Annotated in this window: 18 protein-coding genes and 3 pseudogenes; 4 read left to right on the top strand and 17 right to left on the bottom strand. The window is 60.0% G+C overall.

Annotation, left to right across the window (positions count from 1 at the left end):
- Positions 1–27 precede the first annotated feature (27 nt).
- The 4 genes from AB6804_RS28025 to AB6804_RS28010 all read right to left on the bottom strand — a co-directional run bounded on the left by AB6804_RS28025 (position 28) and on the right by AB6804_RS28010 (position 4084).
- Complete coding sequence (locus AB6804_RS28025; protein ID WP_370889215.1) at positions 28–1308, bottom strand: anaerobic sulfatase maturase; 1281 nt, start codon at positions 1306–1308, stop codon at positions 28–30.
- Positions 1309–1341: 33 nt separating this feature from the next.
- Complete coding sequence (locus tag AB6804_RS28020; protein ID WP_370889214.1) at positions 1342–2976, bottom strand: arylsulfatase; 1635 nt, start codon at positions 2974–2976, stop codon at positions 1342–1344.
- Positions 2977–3136: 160 nt separating this feature from the next.
- The gene (locus AB6804_RS28015; RefSeq protein ID WP_370889213.1) at positions 3137–3748 is read right to left on the bottom strand and encodes a hypothetical protein; all 612 of its coding nucleotides are present in this window, start codon (positions 3746–3748) and stop codon (positions 3137–3139) included.
- Between the two features lie 51 nt (positions 3749–3799).
- Complete coding sequence (locus AB6804_RS28010) at positions 3800–4084, bottom strand: hypothetical protein (protein WP_370889212.1); 285 nt, start codon at positions 4082–4084, stop codon at positions 3800–3802.
- Positions 4085–4435: 351 nt separating this feature from the next.
- Here AB6804_RS28010 and AB6804_RS28005 point away from each other — a divergent pair, with 351 nt between their 5' ends.
- Positions 4436–5272, top strand: coding sequence for a transporter (locus AB6804_RS28005; RefSeq protein ID WP_370889211.1), 837 nt, complete (start codon positions 4436–4438; stop codon positions 5270–5272).
- A 9-nt stretch (positions 5273–5281) separates the two neighbouring features.
- Here AB6804_RS28005 and AB6804_RS28000 read toward each other — a convergent pair whose 3' ends face one another.
- The 12 genes and pseudogenes from AB6804_RS28000 to AB6804_RS27945 all read right to left on the bottom strand — a co-directional run bounded on the left by AB6804_RS28000 (position 5282) and on the right by AB6804_RS27945 (position 16548).
- Complete coding sequence (locus tag AB6804_RS28000) at positions 5282–6043, bottom strand: hypothetical protein (RefSeq protein WP_370889210.1); 762 nt, start codon at positions 6041–6043, stop codon at positions 5282–5284.
- Positions 6044–6390: 347 nt separating this feature from the next.
- Positions 6391–6978, bottom strand: coding sequence for a membrane integrity-associated transporter subunit PqiC (locus tag AB6804_RS27995; RefSeq protein ID WP_370889209.1), 588 nt, complete (start codon positions 6976–6978; stop codon positions 6391–6393).
- Entirely contained in the window at positions 6978–8588 is a 1611-nt protein-coding gene (locus tag AB6804_RS27990; protein WP_370889208.1) for an intermembrane transport protein PqiB, read from the bottom strand. Before AB6804_RS27990 ends, AB6804_RS27995 begins: the two co-directional genes overlap by 1 nt.
- Positions 8572–9849 (bottom strand): paraquat-inducible protein A, encoded by a 1278-nt coding sequence (locus tag AB6804_RS27985; RefSeq protein ID WP_370889207.1) that lies wholly within the window; start codon positions 9847–9849, stop codon positions 8572–8574. Before AB6804_RS27985 ends, AB6804_RS27990 begins: the two co-directional genes overlap by 17 nt.
- Positions 9846–11237, bottom strand: a pseudogene (locus AB6804_RS27980) (efflux transporter outer membrane subunit); the annotation flags it as partial. The gene AB6804_RS27985 and the pseudogene AB6804_RS27980, both read right to left, overlap by 4 nt.
- Positions 11230–11685 (bottom strand): hypothetical protein, encoded by a 456-nt coding sequence (locus tag AB6804_RS27975; RefSeq protein ID WP_370889206.1) that lies wholly within the window; start codon positions 11683–11685, stop codon positions 11230–11232. The pseudogene AB6804_RS27980 and the gene AB6804_RS27975, both read right to left, overlap by 8 nt.
- Positions 11686–11716: 31 nt before the next feature.
- The gene (locus AB6804_RS27970) at positions 11717–12277 is read right to left on the bottom strand and encodes a YSC84-related protein (protein WP_370889205.1); all 561 of its coding nucleotides are present in this window, start codon (positions 12275–12277) and stop codon (positions 11717–11719) included.
- 155 nt (positions 12278–12432) lie between these two features.
- The gene (locus tag AB6804_RS27965) at positions 12433–12819 is read right to left on the bottom strand and encodes a response regulator transcription factor (protein WP_370889204.1); all 387 of its coding nucleotides are present in this window, start codon (positions 12817–12819) and stop codon (positions 12433–12435) included.
- 363 nt (positions 12820–13182) lie between these two features.
- Positions 13183–14235: an IS630 family transposase gene (locus AB6804_RS27960; protein ID WP_370889203.1), complete on the bottom strand. Its 1053-nt coding sequence runs from the start codon at positions 14233–14235 to the stop codon at positions 13183–13185.
- Positions 14236–14284: 49 nt separating this feature from the next.
- Positions 14285–14489 (bottom strand): annotated as a pseudogene (locus AB6804_RS27955) (response regulator); the annotation flags it as partial.
- Between the two features lie 137 nt (positions 14490–14626).
- Positions 14627–15271, bottom strand: coding sequence for a response regulator transcription factor (locus AB6804_RS27950; RefSeq protein ID WP_370889202.1), 645 nt, complete (start codon positions 15269–15271; stop codon positions 14627–14629).
- Positions 15268–16548, bottom strand: coding sequence for a nitrogen regulation protein NR(II) (locus tag AB6804_RS27945; protein WP_370889223.1), 1281 nt, complete (start codon positions 16546–16548; stop codon positions 15268–15270). Before AB6804_RS27945 ends, AB6804_RS27950 begins: the two co-directional genes overlap by 4 nt.
- A gap of 644 nt (positions 16549–17192) precedes the next feature.
- On the opposite strand from AB6804_RS27945, the gene AB6804_RS27940 reads away from it, so the two are divergent.
- From AB6804_RS27940 to AB6804_RS27930, 3 genes are read left to right on the top strand one after another with little or no spacing between them, the layout of a single operon-like run.
- Complete coding sequence (locus AB6804_RS27940; RefSeq protein ID WP_370889201.1) at positions 17193–17489, top strand: hypothetical protein; 297 nt, start codon at positions 17193–17195, stop codon at positions 17487–17489.
- The gene (locus tag AB6804_RS27935; RefSeq protein ID WP_370889200.1) at positions 17471–18424 is read left to right on the top strand and encodes a DUF2092 domain-containing protein; all 954 of its coding nucleotides are present in this window, start codon (positions 17471–17473) and stop codon (positions 18422–18424) included. The genes AB6804_RS27940 and AB6804_RS27935 overlap by 19 nt, the downstream gene beginning before the upstream one ends.
- A gap of 11 nt (positions 18425–18435) precedes the next feature.
- A complete protein-coding gene (locus AB6804_RS27930) occupies positions 18436–19188 on the top strand; it encodes a hypothetical protein (RefSeq protein WP_370889199.1) in 753 nt (250 codons plus the stop codon).
- Positions 19189–19541: 353 nt separating this feature from the next.
- On the opposite strand, the pseudogene AB6804_RS27925 reads toward AB6804_RS27930, so the two are convergent.
- Positions 19542–19691 (bottom strand): annotated as a pseudogene (locus tag AB6804_RS27925) (IS6 family transposase); the annotation flags it as partial.

Genomic DNA, 19691 nt, shown 5'->3' with positions numbered 1-19691 from the left:
AACGGCCGTATCGCATGGAAGACAGCTTCATACGCGCAAGGCGCCCACTATCTCTCGCAAGCGCGGTCCGACGTGTCGATGGAACGTCTTAATCCCCGAGCACAAGTAGTTTAGACCGGGCTCGCCGTCCGGCGTGCGCAGTAACCGGTTCTTCGGGCACTCCCCCCAGCAGAGCGAAAGATAAGGACACTCGCGGCAGTACTTGGGCAAGTTATCGCGCTTGCCATAGCCGAATGTCTGTTGACGCTCGGAGAACGCCATTGCGCCCAGATGGTCCGTTTCGATGTTGCCAAGCTCGAACTCGGGATACACATAGTGATCGCAGGAGTAGACCGTCCCGTCGTGCTCGATAGCCAATGCCTTGCCGCAAAACTCCGCGGTAATGCAGATTTGCGAGGGCATTCCCATCGATTGCGCGACCGCAGTTTCGAACAGGTTCACGAGCACTCGGCCAAGATCCTTGCGATACCATTCGTCGAACGTGCGCGAGAGGAAGTAGCCCCAGTCATCGGGGTCCACCGACCAGTCGGTGACAACCGAGTCCGCATGGCCGGGATGCGCGGCGGGCGCGCCGAGACGCGGCATTGCATCCGCCGGCCAGTGCTGCGGGGCGACCGTGCGAAAGTCCTTGGCCTCGACGCAGGGAATGAACTGCATGTAGGCCGAGCCGACCTCGTCGCGCAAAAACCGATAGACGTCGATCGGTTGCTTCGCGTTCTGGCGATTCACGACCGTTAACGTGTTGAACTTCACGCCATGCTTCTTTAGCAAGCCGATGCCACGCATGACGTCGTCAAACGTGGATTGCCCCTTCCGATCTAGCCTGTACGCATCGTGCAACCCACGCGGTCCGTCGATGCTCACGCCAACGAGAAAGCCGTCGTCCCGCAGGAACTCGCACCATTCATCGGTGAGTAGCGTAGCGTTCGTCTGAAGATCGTTCTCGATACGCTTGCCCGGCGGCCTGTGTTTCTTCTCGAGTGCGACAATATCGCGAAAGAAGTCAAGGCCGAGCATCGTCGGCTCGCCCCCTTGCCAGGAGAAAATAATCTTCTCGCCGTTTTGAGCTTCGATATATTGCGCGATATAACGTTCAAGCATGCTGGGCGCCATTCGCCGACCACGGTGCTGGTCGAGCAATTGTTCCTTATGCAGATAAAAGCAGTAGGCGCAATCGACGTTGCACGTCGAGCCGATCGGCTTGGCCATGACATGAAAGCGCCCCTTCTGTGCTGGAGGAGCGGGCTCGCCCGTAGCCGCTCTGCTGCGTACAAAGCGCATCGGGACTATGTCGTCCGCATGGCGCATATTCCTCTCCCCATCGCTATTCTGAGCGGCACTTTACTGACCAGGACCTTTGCTCGCAGCCTCGGCGTCGGCCATCTTTTTTCCCATCTCGGCCTTGATCGCGTCGAGGTTGAAGCTCGCACCACGCTGCATCGGCGGATATTCGAGAAAAGTCTGAATTTCCTTGCCCATGACCTGTTGAACGAATACGAAGCGCCAGAACTGATACTTGAACCAATCGAAATACTGTTGAGATCCCTCTTTCGTTCCGTTGCCTGGCCATCCGGTTCGCTCGAACGGATCGAGCCGCAGGTTAGTGATGATGGGCAAGTCAGGATGCGTCTTCTCGCCAATCCAGCCGCCGGGTTGGTCGATAAACCGATACTTGTAGTCGTCGATTCGCACGGCCCCGACCGTGCTCTCGCCAAGATAAAAAATCTCATGTCGTTCGGAAGGGCCTTTGCCCGTGATGGCGGCCATCTGGTTATAGCCGTCCAGATGGTTTTTGTACGTCCTGTCGCCTATCTTCTTGCCCTTGAGCAGTTCGTCACTGATGTTCGGGTTGCCCGCAGCCGCGACGAACGTCGGCAGCCAGTCGAGCCCCGAGAAAATCCCGTTCTGCACCGAGTCCGCCGGTACATGACCCGGCCAGCTGAGAATCGCGGGCACTCTGAAGCCGCCTTCGAGGACCGTACCCTTGGCCTGCGCAAAAGGCGTCTGGCCGCCATCCGGCCACGTGAACAGTTCAGTCCCGTTATCCGTGGTGAAGAGGACGATGGTGTTGTCTTCCTCGCCCATGTCCCTGACCTTCTTCAAAACCAGACCGATATCGTCGTCGAGTTGCGCCATGCCGGCTTCCTCTTCCGACCAGCCGTTCTCGGAATTGCGCATGGCTTCGTACTTGGGCGAAAGATGCGTGACGATGTGCATGCGCGTCGGATTGAGCCACAGGAAGAAGGGCTTGCCGTCTTTCTTCGCCTTGTCCATGAAATTGATCGAGAGATCGCGAATCTCGTCATCGACCGTCTCCATGCGCTTGGGGTACAGCGGCCCCGCATCTTCGATCCTCTGCTTGCCGACCTTGCCCCAACGCGGCTGCGAAGTCGAATCGTCGGAAGACGATGCCCAGCAGTGCACCATGTTGCGCGGTCCCACCGTGTTCAACAGATTCTGCGGATAGTTCGGATGGGCCGGATCTTCCATCGCGTCGAGGTGATAGAGGTAGCCGAAGAATTCATCGAAACCATGGACGCAAGGCAGAAACTCGTTCTTGTCGCCGAGATGGTTCTTGCCGAACTGTCCGGTCGCATAGCCCATTCCGCCCAATGCGGTGGCGATGGTGACCGCCTCGGCCGGAAGACCCATCGGCGCGCCGGCCTGACCGACGGTCGTCATGCCCGTGCGGATCGGCAGTTCTCCGGTAATGAAGTTCGCGCGGCCCGCCGTGCAACTGGCTTCTGCGTAGTAATCCGTGAAAATCATGCCCTGTTTGGCGAGCTTGTCGAGGTTGGGCGTCCGGCCGGCCATCATGCCTCGGTTGTAGGCGCCGAGATTCCACATGCCGATGTCATCTCCCATGATGACCACGATGTTCGGCCTCCTCCCGGCTGTCTGCGCGAAGGCGGATGTGCTCAGGATCGGAAGCAGCGTCGTGGTAACGAGTAACGCGGACAGGATTCTACGTTTCATGCCACTGCTCCTTATTTGCTCTTGTAGATAGCGACGACATCCTCATACCATTAGGTATCCGAAGGCTCTTATTCGAGATACTTACTGCAATCCGAGATGCTGTCTATGGGACCATTACCTTACGCGCCGTATCTCGCGAAGCCCGGGCTAAATCGCGACCCTACAGAGGCCCGTCGTCGCGGGTAACGCGCACTGCGGTCGCTGTCGCCAGTTCGGCACGAACACTATCCCCGACCACGAGTCCGGCAAGCTGCACATCCGGTCCCACTTCGATCGTTCCAGTTCTGAGCGGGCCTCTGAGCGTAATGAGGCGCTTTTTAACGTCCACCTTCTCGATCGTTGCGAGGACCTGAACCGTATGAGCAGACGCGGCGACGCCGCCGGATGCGGGCAACACCTCGGTAGTATCGATGCGCTCGCGAATGCCGTCGGACTTCGCCTTTTCCGCGTGGACGAGTAACGAGGCTCGATAAGCGATATCCACCTTATCGCCTATCCTCAGCTTTCGTAAATCGCCTATTTCCGGGCTGACCGTCACGTCGAAAATACGTCCGCCCACGCCGCGCAGCGTCGCGGTTCGAGATGCGAGGTCGATGCCAATCACGACAGCCTTGGTCTGCAGAAGCACGGCGGTTCCGATCGTGCCGTCGGCAGTTGCCGTCAAGACCGCGACTTGCTGGGCATACGCCCGAGGCACAACGGTGACCGCTGCCCCCAGCGGTAGCATCAGCAGGCCTGAATTCAATGCACGGCGCAACGCGAGGTGAGGCATTGGGCACCTTTCCAAGTAAATTTTGGCTGCGGAAAACGATCACAGTGAGGCTCAATTGCATCCCTGATTTCGGGCGGTTCTGGCGCAGGTCTTGCCGCTCGGGCTCGTGTAGACACCTTTGCCGTTCTTGGTCTTGGCTTCGCCGCCCTTGCTGGTCGTGGTCGTCGCGACGCCCGAGCCATTCTTTTGCGACTTCCATGCATTGCCCGTATTTGCGTTGTATCCACCCGCCTCGTTACCGTTATTGCAGACACTGCGGCCGAGCGCGTTCGTGGTGCACTCGGCGAACACGTTCGAACACAACGCAAGGCATAGCAACATTGCCAAGATTCTCATCGTCATCTCCTCGGCGCGCTTGCGCGTGCCTCACCTGGGCACAGCCAAACGCTGGTCGCCCAACTCGTCACCCTGAATTGCTACCTGCTTCGCAATGTCAAGACTAGTCGCGTTTGGCTTTTCGCACATTGGACCTTTGGCCTATATCACCGCACTGACGAGACGGTGTTATTAACGCGACTTATCGCGTCCCATGCTTCGTTCTATAGTTGGGACTCTGTAACGTTGATGGCTTCTCCTGATGATTGATCCACGAAAGAGGCCATCTTGAGAGCGTCGATCCGAAGATGCAGCCTATCGGCCTTGTTTATTGGCGCGCTCGTCCGGGCTGCATCGTCGTCGGCGCAGGAAATGGAGCCGCGCGCTTACTCCGATGTTCCCATCGGCACGAACTTCGTCGTATTGAATTACGCACGGTCGAGCGGACAGGTTCTGCTCGACCCTTCCCTTCCAGTGACTGACCTGCAGGCGAAAATCAATGCCTACTCGATCGGCTACTCGCACAGCTTCGGCATTGCGGGACATACGGCGAGCATAGCGGCGCTCGCTCCCTACGCCGTTGCGAGCCTGACAGGCGATGTCGGCGGTACGGCGAGGCAAGCCTATCGTTCCGGCATGGGCGATGTCCGTTTTCGCTTTGCCGTGATACTGCTAGGCAGTTCGGCACTTCTGCCGCGGGATTTCGCGCGACGCACGCCGACCACCACGCTCGGCGCGAGTCTGAGCGTCGTGGCACCCACCGGCCAGTACTGGCCGACGCGACTCATCAACGTAGGTGCGAACCGCTGGGCATTCAAGCCTGAAATCGGCTTGTCGCAGCCGCTCGGTGACTGGTTCGTTGAAGGCGCCGCGGGCTTCTGGATTTTTACCGACAACAACGACTTTTACGTCGGCCGGCGAAGCAGCCAGGCTCCGCTACCTGTCTTTCAACTTCACGGCGGCTATACCTGGCGTCCCGGGCTTTGGCTCGCTGCGGACGTCACCTATTACACGGGTGGCCGAACGAGCGTCAACGGCATCGAAGATCAGGATTTGCAGCGCAGCGTCCGCTATGGCTTGACGCTGTCGGTGCCGATCGCATCGCAATGGTCTGCGAAGTTTAGCTGGTCCAAGGGACTCATGGCCACAGCGGGTGGCGACTTCCGGACGTATTCCTTGGCGCTTCAATATCGGTGGTTCAATCGTTGAAAGCCGATGCTATTGGCCGAGACGCGAAAGCGCTTCGCGCATGGGTCCGAGCGGCACCCTGACGAGGCCGTCGAGCGGCGTGGCCATTTCCTGAATGATGAGGATGGCGCCTGCCGCCGATAGCGCACACAACAGCAACGCGATCACCACGGTTCCGTTGCGGGGCGCATAGAGTCCGAACGCACCGAAGATGATCGACAGCCACGCGACCAGTATCGCCAGTAGCGCCACCGGTATCGACCCTTTGGACTGCAGGAGCGTGAGCCAGCGCGCCGCGAAGACCGATTCGACGATGTCGAGTGCTCGCGCCTTTTCTCCACGCTGCGCATCGTTCCTGGGAGCGAGGGCTTCGATCTGGCGTTGGAATTCTTCTGTCCTGCTGACTGCTTGTGGACTGCCTATCTTGGCCAGCTGGACCACATCGCCCGTCTCAAGGATATCGATCGAGTTACTGTAGATGTGTTTTAGCGAGGCGCGTAATTCATGCGTTTCGGGCCCGTATTTCGCGAGCACCCTGTCGAGGCGAATGATGCTCGCTGCGTTCTGCGTGAGTTCGGCGCTCACGGTATCGAATGAGGTCTTCGCCGACGATACAAGCAGGCCCAGCACCAGCGCCGCGATCGTGGCGATGAGCCCCGTCGCGAGTTTCACGACGCCGATCGATTCATCGCTGAAATGGTGTGCCGGCAGGCGCGAACGCACGGACAGGCCGATCAGCGCGCTGCCGAACACGCAAACGAATACGATGGCTGCGACGACCAGATGGTTCACATTGAATCCTCCTGATTGCGATGCCCTCAAATCGACGCCGTTGCACCGCATTCTGCTAGTCATGCGTTTCGTCTGCCATGCGACCATGGGCCTATGACCGGCGCCGATTCCGCGATGTTAGGCTTGTCGTGGGGCACATCGCGTGCTCACGGTGCAGCCCGCCTGCGATGCTCGCGCGCAACCGATGCGGGCGGGGGAAACCATGGCACCTCGGCAACCACGGCTCGATACGCGAGCGCGCTGGCGCATTGGCAGGATGGTCGCGCTCCTCATGCTGCTGCTGATCAACGTCTTCGTCGTGCCGATCGCGCCGGCATTCGGAACGATCCATCGCTGTTGTCGGCGCGTTACGGCCCTATCGTCGAACGGATTGCGCCGGCAATGTCATTGCTCACGGTCGCGAGCGCGCGGCTATGCGCATCGACGAGCGCGTCGTAGCTCGGAGCGCTCGCGGGCTCATGTGCGATCGTCTGGCCAGTGATCGTCGCGCCCTTTGGCGGCCGCACCGACCACAGCACCACGATAGCCGCCATCTCGCCCCTCGCGGATTCGAAATTCTGCACGTCGACTCGCACGCGGTACGCCTCCGTACTTTCCAGATGCTGCGCAAATCCCGACACCAGCGCTCCCGGCACGGCACGTGCGAGGTCCGCCGCGAGCACACGCGAGATCTGACTGCGAAGCGGATCGGCCCAACGCGCGTACTCGTCGATCGTCACTTGCGTCTCACCCGTTCTCAGCACGAACTGCGGCCGGTCGACCAGTTCCGGAACCGTCACCGCATCGATTGCGATGCTGATTGGCGGTGTCGTGGCCGGAGCACCTTCAAGCGGCGGTGCCGCGCTCAACGTGTAGAAAGCCGAGCGAGGCGAGGTCGAACAACCGCCGATGGAAGACAGCGCGATCAGCAGCGCGGGTAACAGAAAGGAGCGCATCACCTTTTATCCTCCGGCTTGCCATAGATAAGCGCCTCGGGATGGCGTTCGAGGTATTCGGCGAGCATGCGGAACGCCGCCGCCGTGCGAGAGAGCTCGCGCATGGTGTCGACCGTGCTCTGCGCGATCGGGGAGTCCGGCTGTAGTGTCCTGTTGGTCGAGTTAAGTGCCGTGCGCGCTGCAACCAGCGTCGCGCGGGCCTCCGGCGCCACGCTGTTGTCGAGCGATTTCAGCAACGTATCCGCAGATTGCAGGGTCTGTCGCAAATCCTTGCCGATGCCCTCGAATGGTATCTTGTTTAGCTTGGCCACCAGTGCCGTCACAGACTCCTGGAGCGACTGCAAGCCACCGGGGACAGTCGGAATTTCGGGCGGACTCGCGTTCCAGTCCATCGTCGCTTTCGGTGCATTCGGGAAGAAATCCAGTGCGACGTAGAGCTGACCCGTCAACAGATTTCCGGTTCTCAACTGGCCGCGGAGTCCTTTTTCGATCAGCCAGTCCGCGACCTTGCGACGGTCCTCCACAACCCTGCCTCCCTTATTGCCCGACTCATATCGCGAGGTGAATCGCTCGGGATAGTAGCGTATCTCGACCGGAATACTGAATTCCTTTTTGACCGGGTCGTAGCGCGTGTAGATCGCCGCCACCTCGCCCACCACAATGCCGCGAAAATCGACCGGTGCGCCGACCGTCAATCCCCGGACCGATTCCTTAAAATTGAACAGGTAGGTGTCGACGATGCGGTCGTGGCGCTTCATCGCCTCGGCACGACCGCCGAAGAGCTGGAATTCGGTGTTCGCGGCGGCCTCGGTGATAGCGACTGCATCGGGTGGACTTTCGAACGCGAGGCCGCCGATCAGGATTGCCACGAGCGACTCGGTATTGACCTTCACGCCATTCGTATCGAGCGACACGTCGACGCCGCTCGCCTGCCAGAAACGCGTGTCCTCCTTTACGTACTTGTCGTAGGGTGCGTTGATGAACACACGCAGGGTGACCCCTGAGCCGTTGGCGTCTAGGTTGTACTGGATCACCTGTCCGACCTGCAGGCGCCGGAAGAAAATCGGCGCGCCGACGTCGAGCGAACCCATGTTGTCGCTCTTGAGCACGAATTCGCGCCCCGGCACGCCGCTCGCGAACACCGGCGGCGTTTCCAGCCCGACAAAGTCGCGGCGCGCCGTCGTCTTGGAACCGATGTCCATGCCAATGAATGAGCCACTCAGGAGGGTGCCGATGCCCGACACCGTGCCGCCGGAAATGCGCGGGCGTACGACCCAGAAACGGGTGTCTTCGACGAGCATGTTCGTCGCGTCCTTGGCGAGATCAGCGGTGGCTATCACGTTCTTGTGATCGGGCGCCAGGGTGACGCTCTTGACCACGCCGACGTCGACGTTCTTGAACTTGATCTTGGTCTTGCCCGCCTCGAGCCCCTCGCCTGTGGCGAAGCTGATCGTGATGGTCGGCCCTTTCTCGAGTATTGCCTGCACCGCCAGCCAGCCGCCGATCAGGAGCGCGACAAGCGGCACGAGCCACACGAGTTGCAGACGAAAGCGGGAGCGTTTCTTCTCGACGGCTTCGGGAAACTCGGGTTCGTCAGGGGGCGTTGCCATGATCGGCCTCGGTGGTGTCCCAGATAAGGCGTGGGTCGAACGACATCGCGGCGAACATGGTGAGCACGACCACCGCGCCGAACGCGATCGCGGCCGGCCCGGCCTTGATCGTTGCAAGTGCATTGAACTGGACAAGCGCGACCAGCAGCGTGACGACGTAGATATCGAGCATCGACCAACGTCCGACGAATTCAACGATCCGATAGATGCGTGTCCGCTGCCCGGGCAGCCAGCGCGAATGCTTCTGCGCGGTGGAAGCGAGGAAAATCAGCGCGATTATCTTGAGCATCGGCACCGCAATGCTGGCTATGAACACGACGACCGCGAGCGGCCACGAGCCCGAGGTCCAGAGATACACCACACCGCTCAGAATCGTATCCTTCTGCGTACCGAACAACGAACTCGTGTCCATCATCGGCAGCGTGTTGGCAGGGATATACAGGATCATCGCGGCAATCAGGAACGCCCAGGTGCGGGCAATGCTCTGGGGTTTGCGAAAGTGCAGATGCGCGCCACAACGTGGGCATTCGCCTTCATGGGCGTATGCGCTCGCTTTCGACAGCAAGCCGCACTCGTGGCAGACGAAGAGGCCGGCACGCGCGGCCGTGAGCGCTGATGCCGACGTGTGTGTCTCGCCAAGCCCTCTGGCACCCCGTCGCGACGCGCTCACCCGCTCCCAGAACTCGCGAGGATCGAACGCGGCGGAGGTAGCCGCGAGTAGAAGCATCAGCGCGCCGAATGCCCACAATGCGACGCCAGGCACTACGCTCGCGATATGGGCAAGCTTGACCAGTGCGACCAGCACCCCGAGGATCAGGACTTCGGTCATGCCCCATGACATCGCCCAATGCACCAGGCGAAATACGAAGGCAGGACGATGCGGCACGCGCCCTAATCGCAGTGGCAAGAGCAAATACGCGATGCCTGCCATTTGCAGCATCGGCATCAGGAGTGTGGTGAAGAAGACGAGACCCGCGAGCGGCCACATGCCGTCGCGATAGAGGATGTGCGCTGCGCCGAACAGCGTGGTCTGGACAACCTCGCCGCTCACCTTTAGCCCGACGATTGGAAACGCGTTCGCTATCGCAAACAGCACGACCGCTCCGAGCGTGCAGGCAAGTGCGCGGTTTAGGCTATCGGGCCGGTTCCTGTAAAGTTCCGCGCCGCAGCGCGCGCAACGGGCAACGCCGCTACGGCGCAACACCGACTCGCGTTGCAGCAGGTCGCATTCATGGCAGGCGATCAGCGGCGCGCGGTTCATGGACGCGGCCCCTTGCCCTCGGCGGATGCGGGTGCCGACGCCGCGGCATCCGGCGGCATCGGGCCGCCGTTCGCGCCATACATCGTCGCGGTCCTGCTTTCAGCGTCCGTGGCCCGGCCGCCGCCCATCGCCTTGTACAGATTGCCCGTCGACGTGGATACGGGGCCCTGCGTCTCGATGTAGCTCAACTGCGCGTTGAAGAGACTGCGTTCGGCGTCGAGCACCTCGATATCGCTCGTGTAACCGCCTTCGTAACACAGCCCTGCGAGCCGCGAATGCGTTCGCAACGCATCCACCTCGCGCCCCTGCACGGTGAGCGCCTGCTGCGTCTTTTGCAGCCTGACGAGCGAATCGTCGACCTCTTGCAACGCCACCTGGATCGACTTCTGATACTCGAAGCGCGCCTGCTGCTGCTCGTCGGCCTGCTTCACCTGACCCGTGATATTCCCTACCGAGAAAATCGGCATGGTGACCGCGCCCGCGTAAGACCAGACGCGCGCCGGACCGGTGAAGAGGTTGGCGAACTGCGTGCTCGCGGTGCCGAACAGGCCCGTGAGCGAGATCAACGGGAGATATCGCGCGCGCGCCGCACCGATCAGCGCGTTGGCCGCGATCAGGTTCTGCTCGGCCTGTCGCAAGTCGGGCCGGCGCGGGAGCAGTTCGGACGGCAACCCGGCGTGCACCACGGGCAACGCGAGATCATCGATTTCACGGTCGCGGAAAATCGCGTGCGGGTTGCGCCCGAGCAGGATCGACAGGACATATTCCTGTTGCCCGATTTGCACTTCGAGTTGCGGAATCGTCGCGAGCGACGCTTCGTATTGGGACTGGCTTTGCGAAAGCTCGATCTGCGAGACCTGGCCGTACTTGTAGCGCAAGCTCAACACCTTCACCGAATCAGCGCGGCTCGCGGTGGGGCCCTTCGCGATCTCGAGTTGCCGGTCGAGCGACACCAGGTTTATATACGACGACGCCACCGATGCCAGTAGCGTGAGGACCGGCGCACGCCGGCCTTCTTCGCTTGCCAGCAGGTCCTCGTATGCAGACTCGGTCTGGCGCCGGAGCGTGCCGCACACGTCGACTTCCCACGACTCCGAGAGCGTCGCCGAGAAGTGGTTGAAGACCGGGCCGACGCCCACCGGCAGGGCGGTCGACCCGCGCTGGCGCTGTGCATCGAAGCCAGCCGATGCCTGGGGGAACAACTGGGAGCGCGTCGTCTGGAACTGATCGACGCGCGCGGCAGCAATGTTGACGTTCTTGTTCTCGGCAAGCGCTATGTCGATCAGTTCATTGAGCGCCGGGTTGTTCAACTGCTCACACCAGACCGTATCGACGATTTCCTTCGCTTCGGGACCAGCGAAGCGGAACGAACGAGGCATTTCAACCGCGCGGTGCGTTGAACCGGCGATCTCGATCCGCGAAGGTGACATCAGCATGCGACACTCCCATTGGGAACTCGAACTTCCTGGACCCGATGCGGGGACGACCGCTAACGGTTACGGCGGTATGCGATAGCCGAAACCCACCAAGACCTCCTGGTTTGTTGACCAACCTCATTGACATCGAACCGTTCGTGTCGATCGCCATCGTCCATCCGTAGCCGAGTTCGGTGTCCTGCAGCAGCGCCTGGTCCGCGCTCTTTTCGATGGACCGAATCTCCGTTGCGCGCTCCGGTCCCGCGATCGTCTTCTCCGGGAACTTGACATTCATGAACTGCGGCACGCCGAAGCTAGCCGGGAGATCACGCAGGCAAACCTCGCCTAGATCGCAGGTATGCGCATCGACTGTGGCGCAAATGAATGCCTTGCTGCTGCTGCCGACGAAGTCCGCGCCCAACGCCCACGTCGCCGGGCCAAGTAAAGCGACTTCACTTATTGAGCTTGGTGATCTTCTGGCCTTGAACGCCAAGACCGGCCATCAATCCCTGTTGACCAAAAATGAACACGTAGAGATCCGAAGTCAGGTTTTCCGTCGTCAACGATTTGCCAATGCCCTCGTCCACCACGACCACGCTCGGGCCCACGCCGACAGACAAGCCGTCGCTGTCGTTTAGATCACTGAGCGCCGAGTCGGTCATGAAGAACATGGCCTGCGAGAATGATTGCGCGCCCGCCTGCAGGCCGTATGAGACAGCCGAGACGTTGTAATAGCCAACCACTTGTCCATTGGGGTCGAACATCACGCCGTTGCCAGCTTGCGCCCCGACAATGAAGCCCGCCTTGTCGATGTCCGGAAACACCAGAACCCCCATCGACTTCGCCAGGAGAGTCTTGGCCCTGGGGGCCGAATTGCTCAAATTCTGCAGAGCCGCCCGTGCCTTGCCTTCCAGTTCCGGGTCATTGCCAACGGTCGAAGTCTGCTGGGTCGAACAGGAAAATATGAACAGCAAGAGCGGGATCGCGAGAATAAACCGAACGTATCTGATCATGATGCATGCTCCATTCAGGAAATAAGGTTACCGTATGAACCGCGTTTTGCTCCCGAGTGCTGCCTGTCACTGAACAGTGGTACCCACCGCCGCATAAAAACAATCGACGTTGGTCCAGTATCCGCTTCATAGCCGCTCGAACACTTTGGCGATCGCTATGTTTTATCAGTCGAAGACATGGCCGCCCGAACGGCCTTGATCAAAACCTCATCGTTAAAGGGCTTGCGCAAATATCCGGCGGCACCACCTGCAAATGCCTGCTCCCGAACCGCGGTTTCATCATGGGCGGTGATGAAGATCACGGGAACGCCGCTGCCCGCCAGGCACCGTTGCACCTCAAGGCCGTTGAGACCCGGCATCTGTATATCGAGCACCACGCAGGCCGGGCGGTAGGATGGAATGGAATCGAACATCTCGATGAATTCGTCACCAGATTTGAAGGTGTCGGATGGTACACCCGCGGAACGTAACAGTCGCTTCATCGCTCGGCGCACCGATTCGTCATCATCGACCACCGCGACGAACGGCTTCACTTTGGTCATAGCGGATGTTCCTCGTACAGGTACCGCGGTCGCGACTGGACTCAACGCTGGATTGAGACTAGGACAGGTAAGAGGCGGCGCCTATTGGACCTTGGTCCTATAGGCGCACGAAGCGTGGCCGCCTATGATGAAGTCGCAAGGACTTAAGCGCGACGGGGAATGGCCGACCGTAGAAAGGACGTTGTTCGAACCAATTTGGCCACAGAGTGTGTTCCCATCGTTTCCATTACGCGGCCACGGTGGACTTTAATGGTGGCGGTTTTGACTGCTCTCCACAGTTCAGAAGCGACCTGTTTGACGAAGTCAGCAGGGGCCGCTAACGCCGCTGCCTTTGAGACGCCGTTGAACCTCTAGTCGACTGCGTCATTGACTTAGCACCGGCCGAATGCGCCGCGACGGATCGTCATATTTCCATTTAATGGGCTTCGGATTTTTGTTGTGCTCGCCGATGTAATGCATGAGTTTGCGATCCAGATCTTTCACGGAAGTGAAGATGCCACGGGCGATCACATCACGCTGGACGCGCGAGAACCAATTCTCCACTTGGTTAAGCCACGACGAGTAGGTCGGCGTGAAGTGCAGACGTACGTTGCGATGCGCGTTGAGGAACTCGGCGACCCGCGGGGTCTTGTGGCTACTGACGTTGTCACAGATGACGTGGATTTCCCTGCGTTTGGGCTGACTGGCGACGACATCGATCAGAAAGGCCACGAACTGTTCGCTAGTGTGGCGCGGCGCCGTCTTGCCCAACACTTCGCCGGTGGCGGTATTGAACGCGGCGAACAGGCTGAGCGTGCCGTTGCGCTTGTATTCGAAGCCGTGACTCTCGGCGCGCCCTGGCGACAGCGGCAGCATCCGGTCCTTGCGGTCGAGCGCCTGGATCGCTGTCTTCTCGTCAACACAGAACACCGCTGCATGTGCCGGCGGGTTCAGATATAGCCCGATCACATCGGCTGGTTTTGCCTCAAAGTCCGGATCGTTGGAGACCATGTGCCGCTCGAGCTGGTGCGGCTTGATGCCGTGCTTGCGCCAGATGCGCTGCACGGCCGAGACCGACACGTCGCCCAGCTCTGCCGCGAGCTTGTAGCTGCTCCAATGTGTCGAGCCGTCGGCGGGTTTGTGCTTGAGCGTGCGATTGAGCACCCGCGCCTCAAGTCTGGCTGGCGGCCGCTTGGGCGCGCGCCCGGGGTGGCGGGCGTACATGCCGGAAAGCCGCTCGCTAAGAAAGCGTCCCGACCAGCGCGCGATGAAACGCGAGTCGCAACCCAGTGTGCGCATGATGCTGTCGCGCGATTCGCCGTCCTCGAGCATCAGGATCAACTTCGCGCGTCGTACGTCCGCCGCACGCACCGTTCGGCTACGCGCCGCGGACAGCAGTTGCTCGCGTTCGGTCTCGGTCAGATTCATTTTGCTCATGACCCGTATCAAAGCATAGACCGGGTGCCAAATCAATGACGCACTGCACTAGCCCGTTCATGCCTGGCATCTGTATATCGAGCACGACGCACGCTGGCCGATACGACGCAATCGATTCGAACATCTCCAGGAACTCCGTCACCCGATTTTAAGGTTTCCGAAGCAACCCCGGTAGAACGTAAAAGCCGCTTAATCGCGCGGCGCACCGATTCCTCGTCATCCACTATGGCTACGAATGGCATGACCTGGATCATGGCGATCGTTGCTCCAAGAGGCATCGCGGTGCGCGGTGGCGCGGATTCTGGGTATACGCTAGGGCAAATTCGGAATGGCAGCTATGGGACCTTGAACTTATGCCGCCGAAGGCGGACGCGTCGCGCAACCCCGGAGCTCAGTGCGCGACGGCGTGCTTCAACATATGCAGGATGTCGGTCTTATTGAGGATTCGCACGAGCTCGGCGAGCGAGTGCGTCTCCATCTTCTCCATCACTCTTCCACGATGGACCTTGATGGTCTTGACCGCGGTACCGAGTTCACAGGCGACCTGTTTAGTCACGCGGCCTTCTGCAAGGAGAGAAAGCACTTCAAGCTCACGCGGTGTGAGCCTGCTTAGGCGGTTGAGGATCATGTCGGCTTCGACGCGATGGGCGCGCACCTCGGACCCGCGCTTCAGGGCGGACTCGATCGCAATGAAGAGATCGGTTTGTCCCACCGGCTTGGCCAGGAAATCCATGGCGCCGGCCTTCATTGCGCTGACCGTCATTGCAATGTCGCCGTGACCGGTGACAAAGATGATCGGCAGGCTCACGCCCGTCGCTTTCAATTGACGCTGCAGCGCCAGCCCATTAAGGTCTGGCAACTGGACATCAAGCACGAGGCAGCCCTCGGCGTCCGCCAATGAAGATCGATCCAGAAACGCTCGCGCCGATGCGAATCCTTCAACGCGATATCCTGCGGAGAGAATGAGACGCGTCATGGCCCGGCGCACGCCCTCGTCGTCGTCGACCACGAACACCACGGGCGAATGGTCGCTCATGGCTGATTGAACAATTGCACGGCGGCCGCGGATGTGACAGGCAACGTGAAATAGAAAGCCGCGCCGCCTTGCGGATTCGTTTGCGCCCAGATACGCCCGCCATGCATCTCGACGATGGAGCGACTGATGGAAAGGCCCAGTCCGAGCCCGTCGCGCTTTGATGTAAAGAACGGCACAAAAAGCTTATCCATGATGTTGTCTTCAAGACCGGGGCCACGGTCGATCACCGCGACGCGGATGAGGCTCTTGCTATCGAGCGTGGCGTCGATGACGACTTCACGAATCTGCTGACCGTCGCGGTCCATTGCATCGAACGCATTGAGCATCAGATTCAGCACGACCTGCTGCAACTGGACCTTGTCGCCAAAAACCGTCGGCAAGTCGGGGGCGATGTTGACGAGCACGCGTATGCCACGCACGATCGCGTCGCTGTGCAGCAGCAGCACTACGTCGCCCACTACGCCCGAAAGGTCGAGGGGCGCAGCCTCGAGTTCGCCCTTCTTGACGAGCGCGCGAATGCGGCGAATCACTTCGCTTGCGCGCTGATTGTCATCGACGAGGTCCGCGAGAATCTCGCGAACTTCATCGAGATCGACCGGCTGCGCGTTCAGAAATCGTTGCGCTGCCTGAACGTTGCTCAGGATGGCAGTGAGCGGTTGATTCAGTTCGTGCGCCAGCGACCCAGCCAGCTCTCCCAGCGTGGAAATGCGCGTCAGATGGGCAAGTTCCTGCCGGTGGCGCTGAAGCTCGTATCGTTCAGTGCGGTCGATGACCACGGTCAGCGTCGGCGCGGTTTGCTCCGCCCAAAGGCGATTGACCGTGATCTCTGCTGGAAAATGAGTGCCGTCCTTTCGTCGCGCCACAAAGTCGCGTGCCCCGCCGACCGAGCCGACAGGCAAGGGAAAGCGATGCTCCGATTGCTGCGACGGTTCGACGTGGTGCGAGAGTCCAGGTATCAGCGTGTTGACGGATTCGCCGAGCAACTCAATCTGGCTGTAACCAAACAGTTGTTGAGCGCCCATGTTGGCCGCGAGGATCTCGCTTTCCTGGTTGGACGTAAGTATCGCGAATGGCAGCAACTCCAGCGCGACTTTGAACTGATCATTACCATGATCTTGCAGCGGACCTCTCGGCTCCTCGGGCCCGTTCGACGTTACTTCCTGCAATTCTTCCAACGCATCTGCCGGACGAGCTTGCGAGCCCGGTCTATTGATCGAGAACAGTGCCCGAAAAGGCCATGGTGTTCTGCAGCGGCGCTCATGTGACGACACCGGCATTGAATTCGTCGCCGTGAGGATGAAATTACGAGGTGCGGCCGTCACGTAACGGACTCCCGTTAGTCGCCCAAAGGAATCGCTCAGGTATCCGATTTCGGCGGCAACGGGCTCGCCAATGCAAAACCGAATCTAAGGCCATCCGTTCGACTTCGAGTTACATCTCGACAGACGTCGCATCGACCTTTTGTCGGGATGCATTGAGGGTGCTTCGAGAAGCATCTAGCTGTCGATGCAGTCGGCTGTCAGGCGGATGCTTCTATTTGCCGCATAATCATTACCTATTGCCAGGCTGTATCGGGCCGGGCGGCACTGTCTTCCAGCAAAGACTACGCTCACCACTGAAGCCGGTAAAGGAAAATATGTGTCCTGTGCCCTTGACGTTCGCTAGCGAGCACAACGGACGTGTCAATAACATTGAAAACGTAGGATGACACACTTATTCGTCTTCGATGTCCGAATAATTCGACGTTCCAACGAATTTTCGTCAACGCACGCAGAAGACAATCGCATGACAGGCGTAGGCCCTAGGTCCCATATCGGCGAGTGGAATGCTCGCATAGTCTTCTTACTGCAGCGCACGTCCCTCTCAAGCTTGATCGAGTCACGACATTTAACGAATCGCACTACAAAAGCGAGGCAGGCCCATGAGCAAGCGTCTTCCCTGGCTTGGGATGGTTCCGGTACTTCTGTTTCCCTGTATCGCTCTCGCTCAATTTCCGGTCGTAGACAGGGTGGCCGGCGACATCGTGCAAAAGTATCAGCAATCGACTTGCGAACAGTTATGGCAGGAACGGTCGCAGAAGGTGGGGAGGCCCAAGCCCGAGAAAGAGCAACGGGCCGTGCAATTGCTGCACGATGATCCGCAGATGCGCGCCGAATTCATAAGCCGCATAGCGGCGCCGATCGCAAACAAACTGTTCGAATGCGGCATGATTCCGTAGCCGTTGACGGCTTGCGTCGTTCAACCGCATCAGCGCTTTTCGAGGCCGCGATGACATATCAACGATCAGCATGGCGCATTGCTGTTCTCGTGTGCAGTCTGTTCGTATGCACGAGCGGATATCCGCAGCAAACTCAGCCGGCAGCGCATCACGCCAAGGCCGCCGCGAGACACCGCGCCGCTCCGGCCGCACCCGCTTTTCAGGCAGGACTCGAACCTAAGGCAATGGAGATTCTGGAAGCCTCATGCGCCCGCCTCGCTGCCGCAAGGTCGATGTCGTTCAGAGCGGTCGTCTCGTATGAAAGTGCGAGCCGCCTCGGCCCTCCGCTCGTGTATTCGACGAGCTCAGTGGTCACGATGCAGCGGCCGGACAAGCTCAAGGTCGTCACGCTCGCCGATGGTCCTCCTTCCGATTTCTACTATGACGGCAAGACCATGACGGCTTACGCGCCAGCGGAGAAGCTCGTTGCTGTCACCGACGCGCCTCCCTCCATCGATGCCGCGCTGCAGACCGCGTTCAAAACCGGCGCAATCTATTTTCCGTTCACCGACGTCATCGTCGCCGACCCGTACAAGGACATCGCCGACGGGCTGAAGATCGCGTTCTATATTGGCCAGTCGAGTGTGGTCGGCGCAACGACGACCGACATGGTGGCGTATGTAACGGGCGATGTGTTCGTGCAGATCTGGATCGGCGCGGAAGACAAGCTACCGCGTCGTATCTATGCCGTCTATCTTGACGATCCCGCCCGCTTGCGCCATGTTCTCGAGTTGTCGGAGTGGTCGCTGAATATCACCGTGGCGGCCGATGACTTTACGTTCGCCAACACCGTAGGCGCGGCACGCATTGCGTTCGCACGTCCGGATGCGCCGGTTGCCGCCGATGCACCCGGCATGAAACCTCCGCCCGGCAGAAAGGCAAGCGCGGCTCAGTAAGGAGAGACGTAATGAAGGTCCTGGTCGTCCGTCTGCTGGGCTTGCTCGTCACCATTTTTGCACCGGGTTCCGTTCAAGCGTGGTCGCACGCGAACGCCTATGGAGGGACGACTTCTCACGCAGAAGGCTCGGGCTCCACCACGCGCAGCGGTGCTTGGGGCAACAGTGAAACCCATACTTACGGACAAGGTACGACCGCATCGGGCCGATATGGCGGAAGCGCGTCGCATCAGGAAGGTTCCGGGCAGACCACCGCGACCAACGGCTATGGCGCCAACGCGACCCACACCTACGGTCAGGGCACGAGCGCTACCAATGCATACGGAGGCTCAGCCTACCACGCGACGGGTTCCAGCTATACAAGCTACACGAACTCCTCGGGCGCGAGCGCCTACCACAGCGCGTACTACCGCGCGCCTGTCCCCGCTTATCATCCGCCGACCGTCGTGAATAACTACGGCTCCGGCTGCTACAACTGCGGCGGCTGGAACACGGCCGGCGCAGCTGCCGCCGGAGCCGCGGTCGGCGTCGCGGCGGGCGTGGCGATTGCCTCGACGAACAACTCCGCGGCGCAGGCGAACGCATATAACGCTGGCGTCGCGGCAGGCGCGTCCTACGCCATGGGAAACGTCTACGCTACACTCCCTGCCGGCTGCTTCCGGCCAAACAACATCAACGGCACCTACTATGTATGCGGAAATAGCTGGCTCGCGCCGGCATATGGAGCAAACGGTGTTTATTACCGAGTGGTACCTGCCCCGTGAAAGCCGCTTTCCTTCATCATCCCCGAGAACAGATGTCAGAGCGACTTGGCCGCTCGCCGGTCGCGCTACTGCTCCGGACTCTCTCGATGCTTCCATAACGATGGGTTGCCAGATTCGGCAGCGTTCTCGGCGGGGCGCTCTTTGAGATCCCGAGCCGTCGCAAGCACATCGTTCTCGTCAATCTGCGTCTTTGCTTTCCGGGCGAATCCGAGGCGCACTACCAGGATCTTGCGAAAAGTGCATCCGCCGAGCAACAGGCATCCTTGCGAATCTGGCTTGAGCGCGCTTGGCGTATCTGCGGTTTCGTCGCGATAAGGGTGAGAAGGCAAACGAAGCAGCATAGTGAGGATTACTCATGCTGCGAGCGAGTAGAACTGCTCGGCATGAGTGTTTCCGAAGCCACTGTCCTCCATTTGGTCCTTGCCAATCATGTGCATCAGTTCGATTCCAGCCAGAAGGATCCGGGCACAGCGAAAAGTCTTGAATCCCAGCATGGGCCGCGT

This window comes from Caballeronia sp. RCC_10 (genome assembly GCF_041360715.1).
Classification (GTDB): Bacteria; Pseudomonadota; Gammaproteobacteria; order Burkholderiales; family Burkholderiaceae; genus Caballeronia; species Caballeronia grimmiae.
Note: the sequence above shows the minus strand (reverse complement) of the source record. Positions and strands in the feature narration are given on the sequence as shown.

Bases quoted from the DNA above. Each gene is read 5' to 3' on its own strand.
- AB6804_RS28025 (WP_370889215.1), bottom strand. From the start codon at position 1,308: ATGCGCCATGCGGACGACATAGTCCCGATGCGCTTTGTACGCAGCAGA.
- AB6804_RS28020 (WP_370889214.1), bottom strand. From the start codon at position 2,976: ATGAAACGTAGAATCCTGTCCGCGTTACTCGTTACCACGACGCTGCTT.
- AB6804_RS28015 (WP_370889213.1), bottom strand. From the start codon at position 3,748: ATGCCTCACCTCGCGTTGCGCCGTGCATTGAATTCAGGCCTGCTGATG.
- AB6804_RS28010 (WP_370889212.1), bottom strand. From the start codon at position 4,084: ATGAGAATCTTGGCAATGTTGCTATGCCTTGCGTTGTGTTCGAACGTG.
- AB6804_RS28005 (WP_370889211.1), top strand. From the start codon at position 4,436: ATGGAGCCGCGCGCTTACTCCGATGTTCCCATCGGCACGAACTTCGTC.
- AB6804_RS27995 (WP_370889209.1), bottom strand. From the start codon at position 6,978: ATGCGCTCCTTTCTGTTACCCGCGCTGCTGATCGCGCTGTCTTCCATC.
- AB6804_RS27990 (WP_370889208.1), bottom strand. From the start codon at position 8,588: ATGGCAACGCCCCCTGACGAACCCGAGTTTCCCGAAGCCGTCGAGAAG.
- AB6804_RS27985 (WP_370889207.1), bottom strand. From the start codon at position 9,849: ATGAACCGCGCGCCGCTGATCGCCTGCCATGAATGCGACCTGCTGCAA.
- AB6804_RS27970 (WP_370889205.1), bottom strand. From the start codon at position 12,277: ATGATCAGATACGTTCGGTTTATTCTCGCGATCCCGCTCTTGCTGTTC.
- AB6804_RS27965 (WP_370889204.1), bottom strand. From the start codon at position 12,819: ATGACCAAAGTGAAGCCGTTCGTCGCGGTGGTCGATGATGACGAATCG.
- AB6804_RS27960 (WP_370889203.1), bottom strand. From the start codon at position 14,235: ATGAGCAAAATGAATCTGACCGAGACCGAACGCGAGCAACTGCTGTCC.
- AB6804_RS27950 (WP_370889202.1), bottom strand. From the start codon at position 15,271: ATGAGCGACCATTCGCCCGTGGTGTTCGTGGTCGACGACGACGAGGGC.
- AB6804_RS27945 (WP_370889223.1), bottom strand. From the start codon at position 16,548: ATGCCGGTGTCGTCACATGAGCGCCGCTGCAGAACACCATGGCCTTTT.
- AB6804_RS27940 (WP_370889201.1), top strand. From the start codon at position 17,193: ATGAGCAAGCGTCTTCCCTGGCTTGGGATGGTTCCGGTACTTCTGTTT.
- AB6804_RS27935 (WP_370889200.1), top strand. From the start codon at position 17,471: ATGCGGCATGATTCCGTAGCCGTTGACGGCTTGCGTCGTTCAACCGCA.
- AB6804_RS27930 (WP_370889199.1), top strand. From the start codon at position 18,436: ATGAAGGTCCTGGTCGTCCGTCTGCTGGGCTTGCTCGTCACCATTTTT.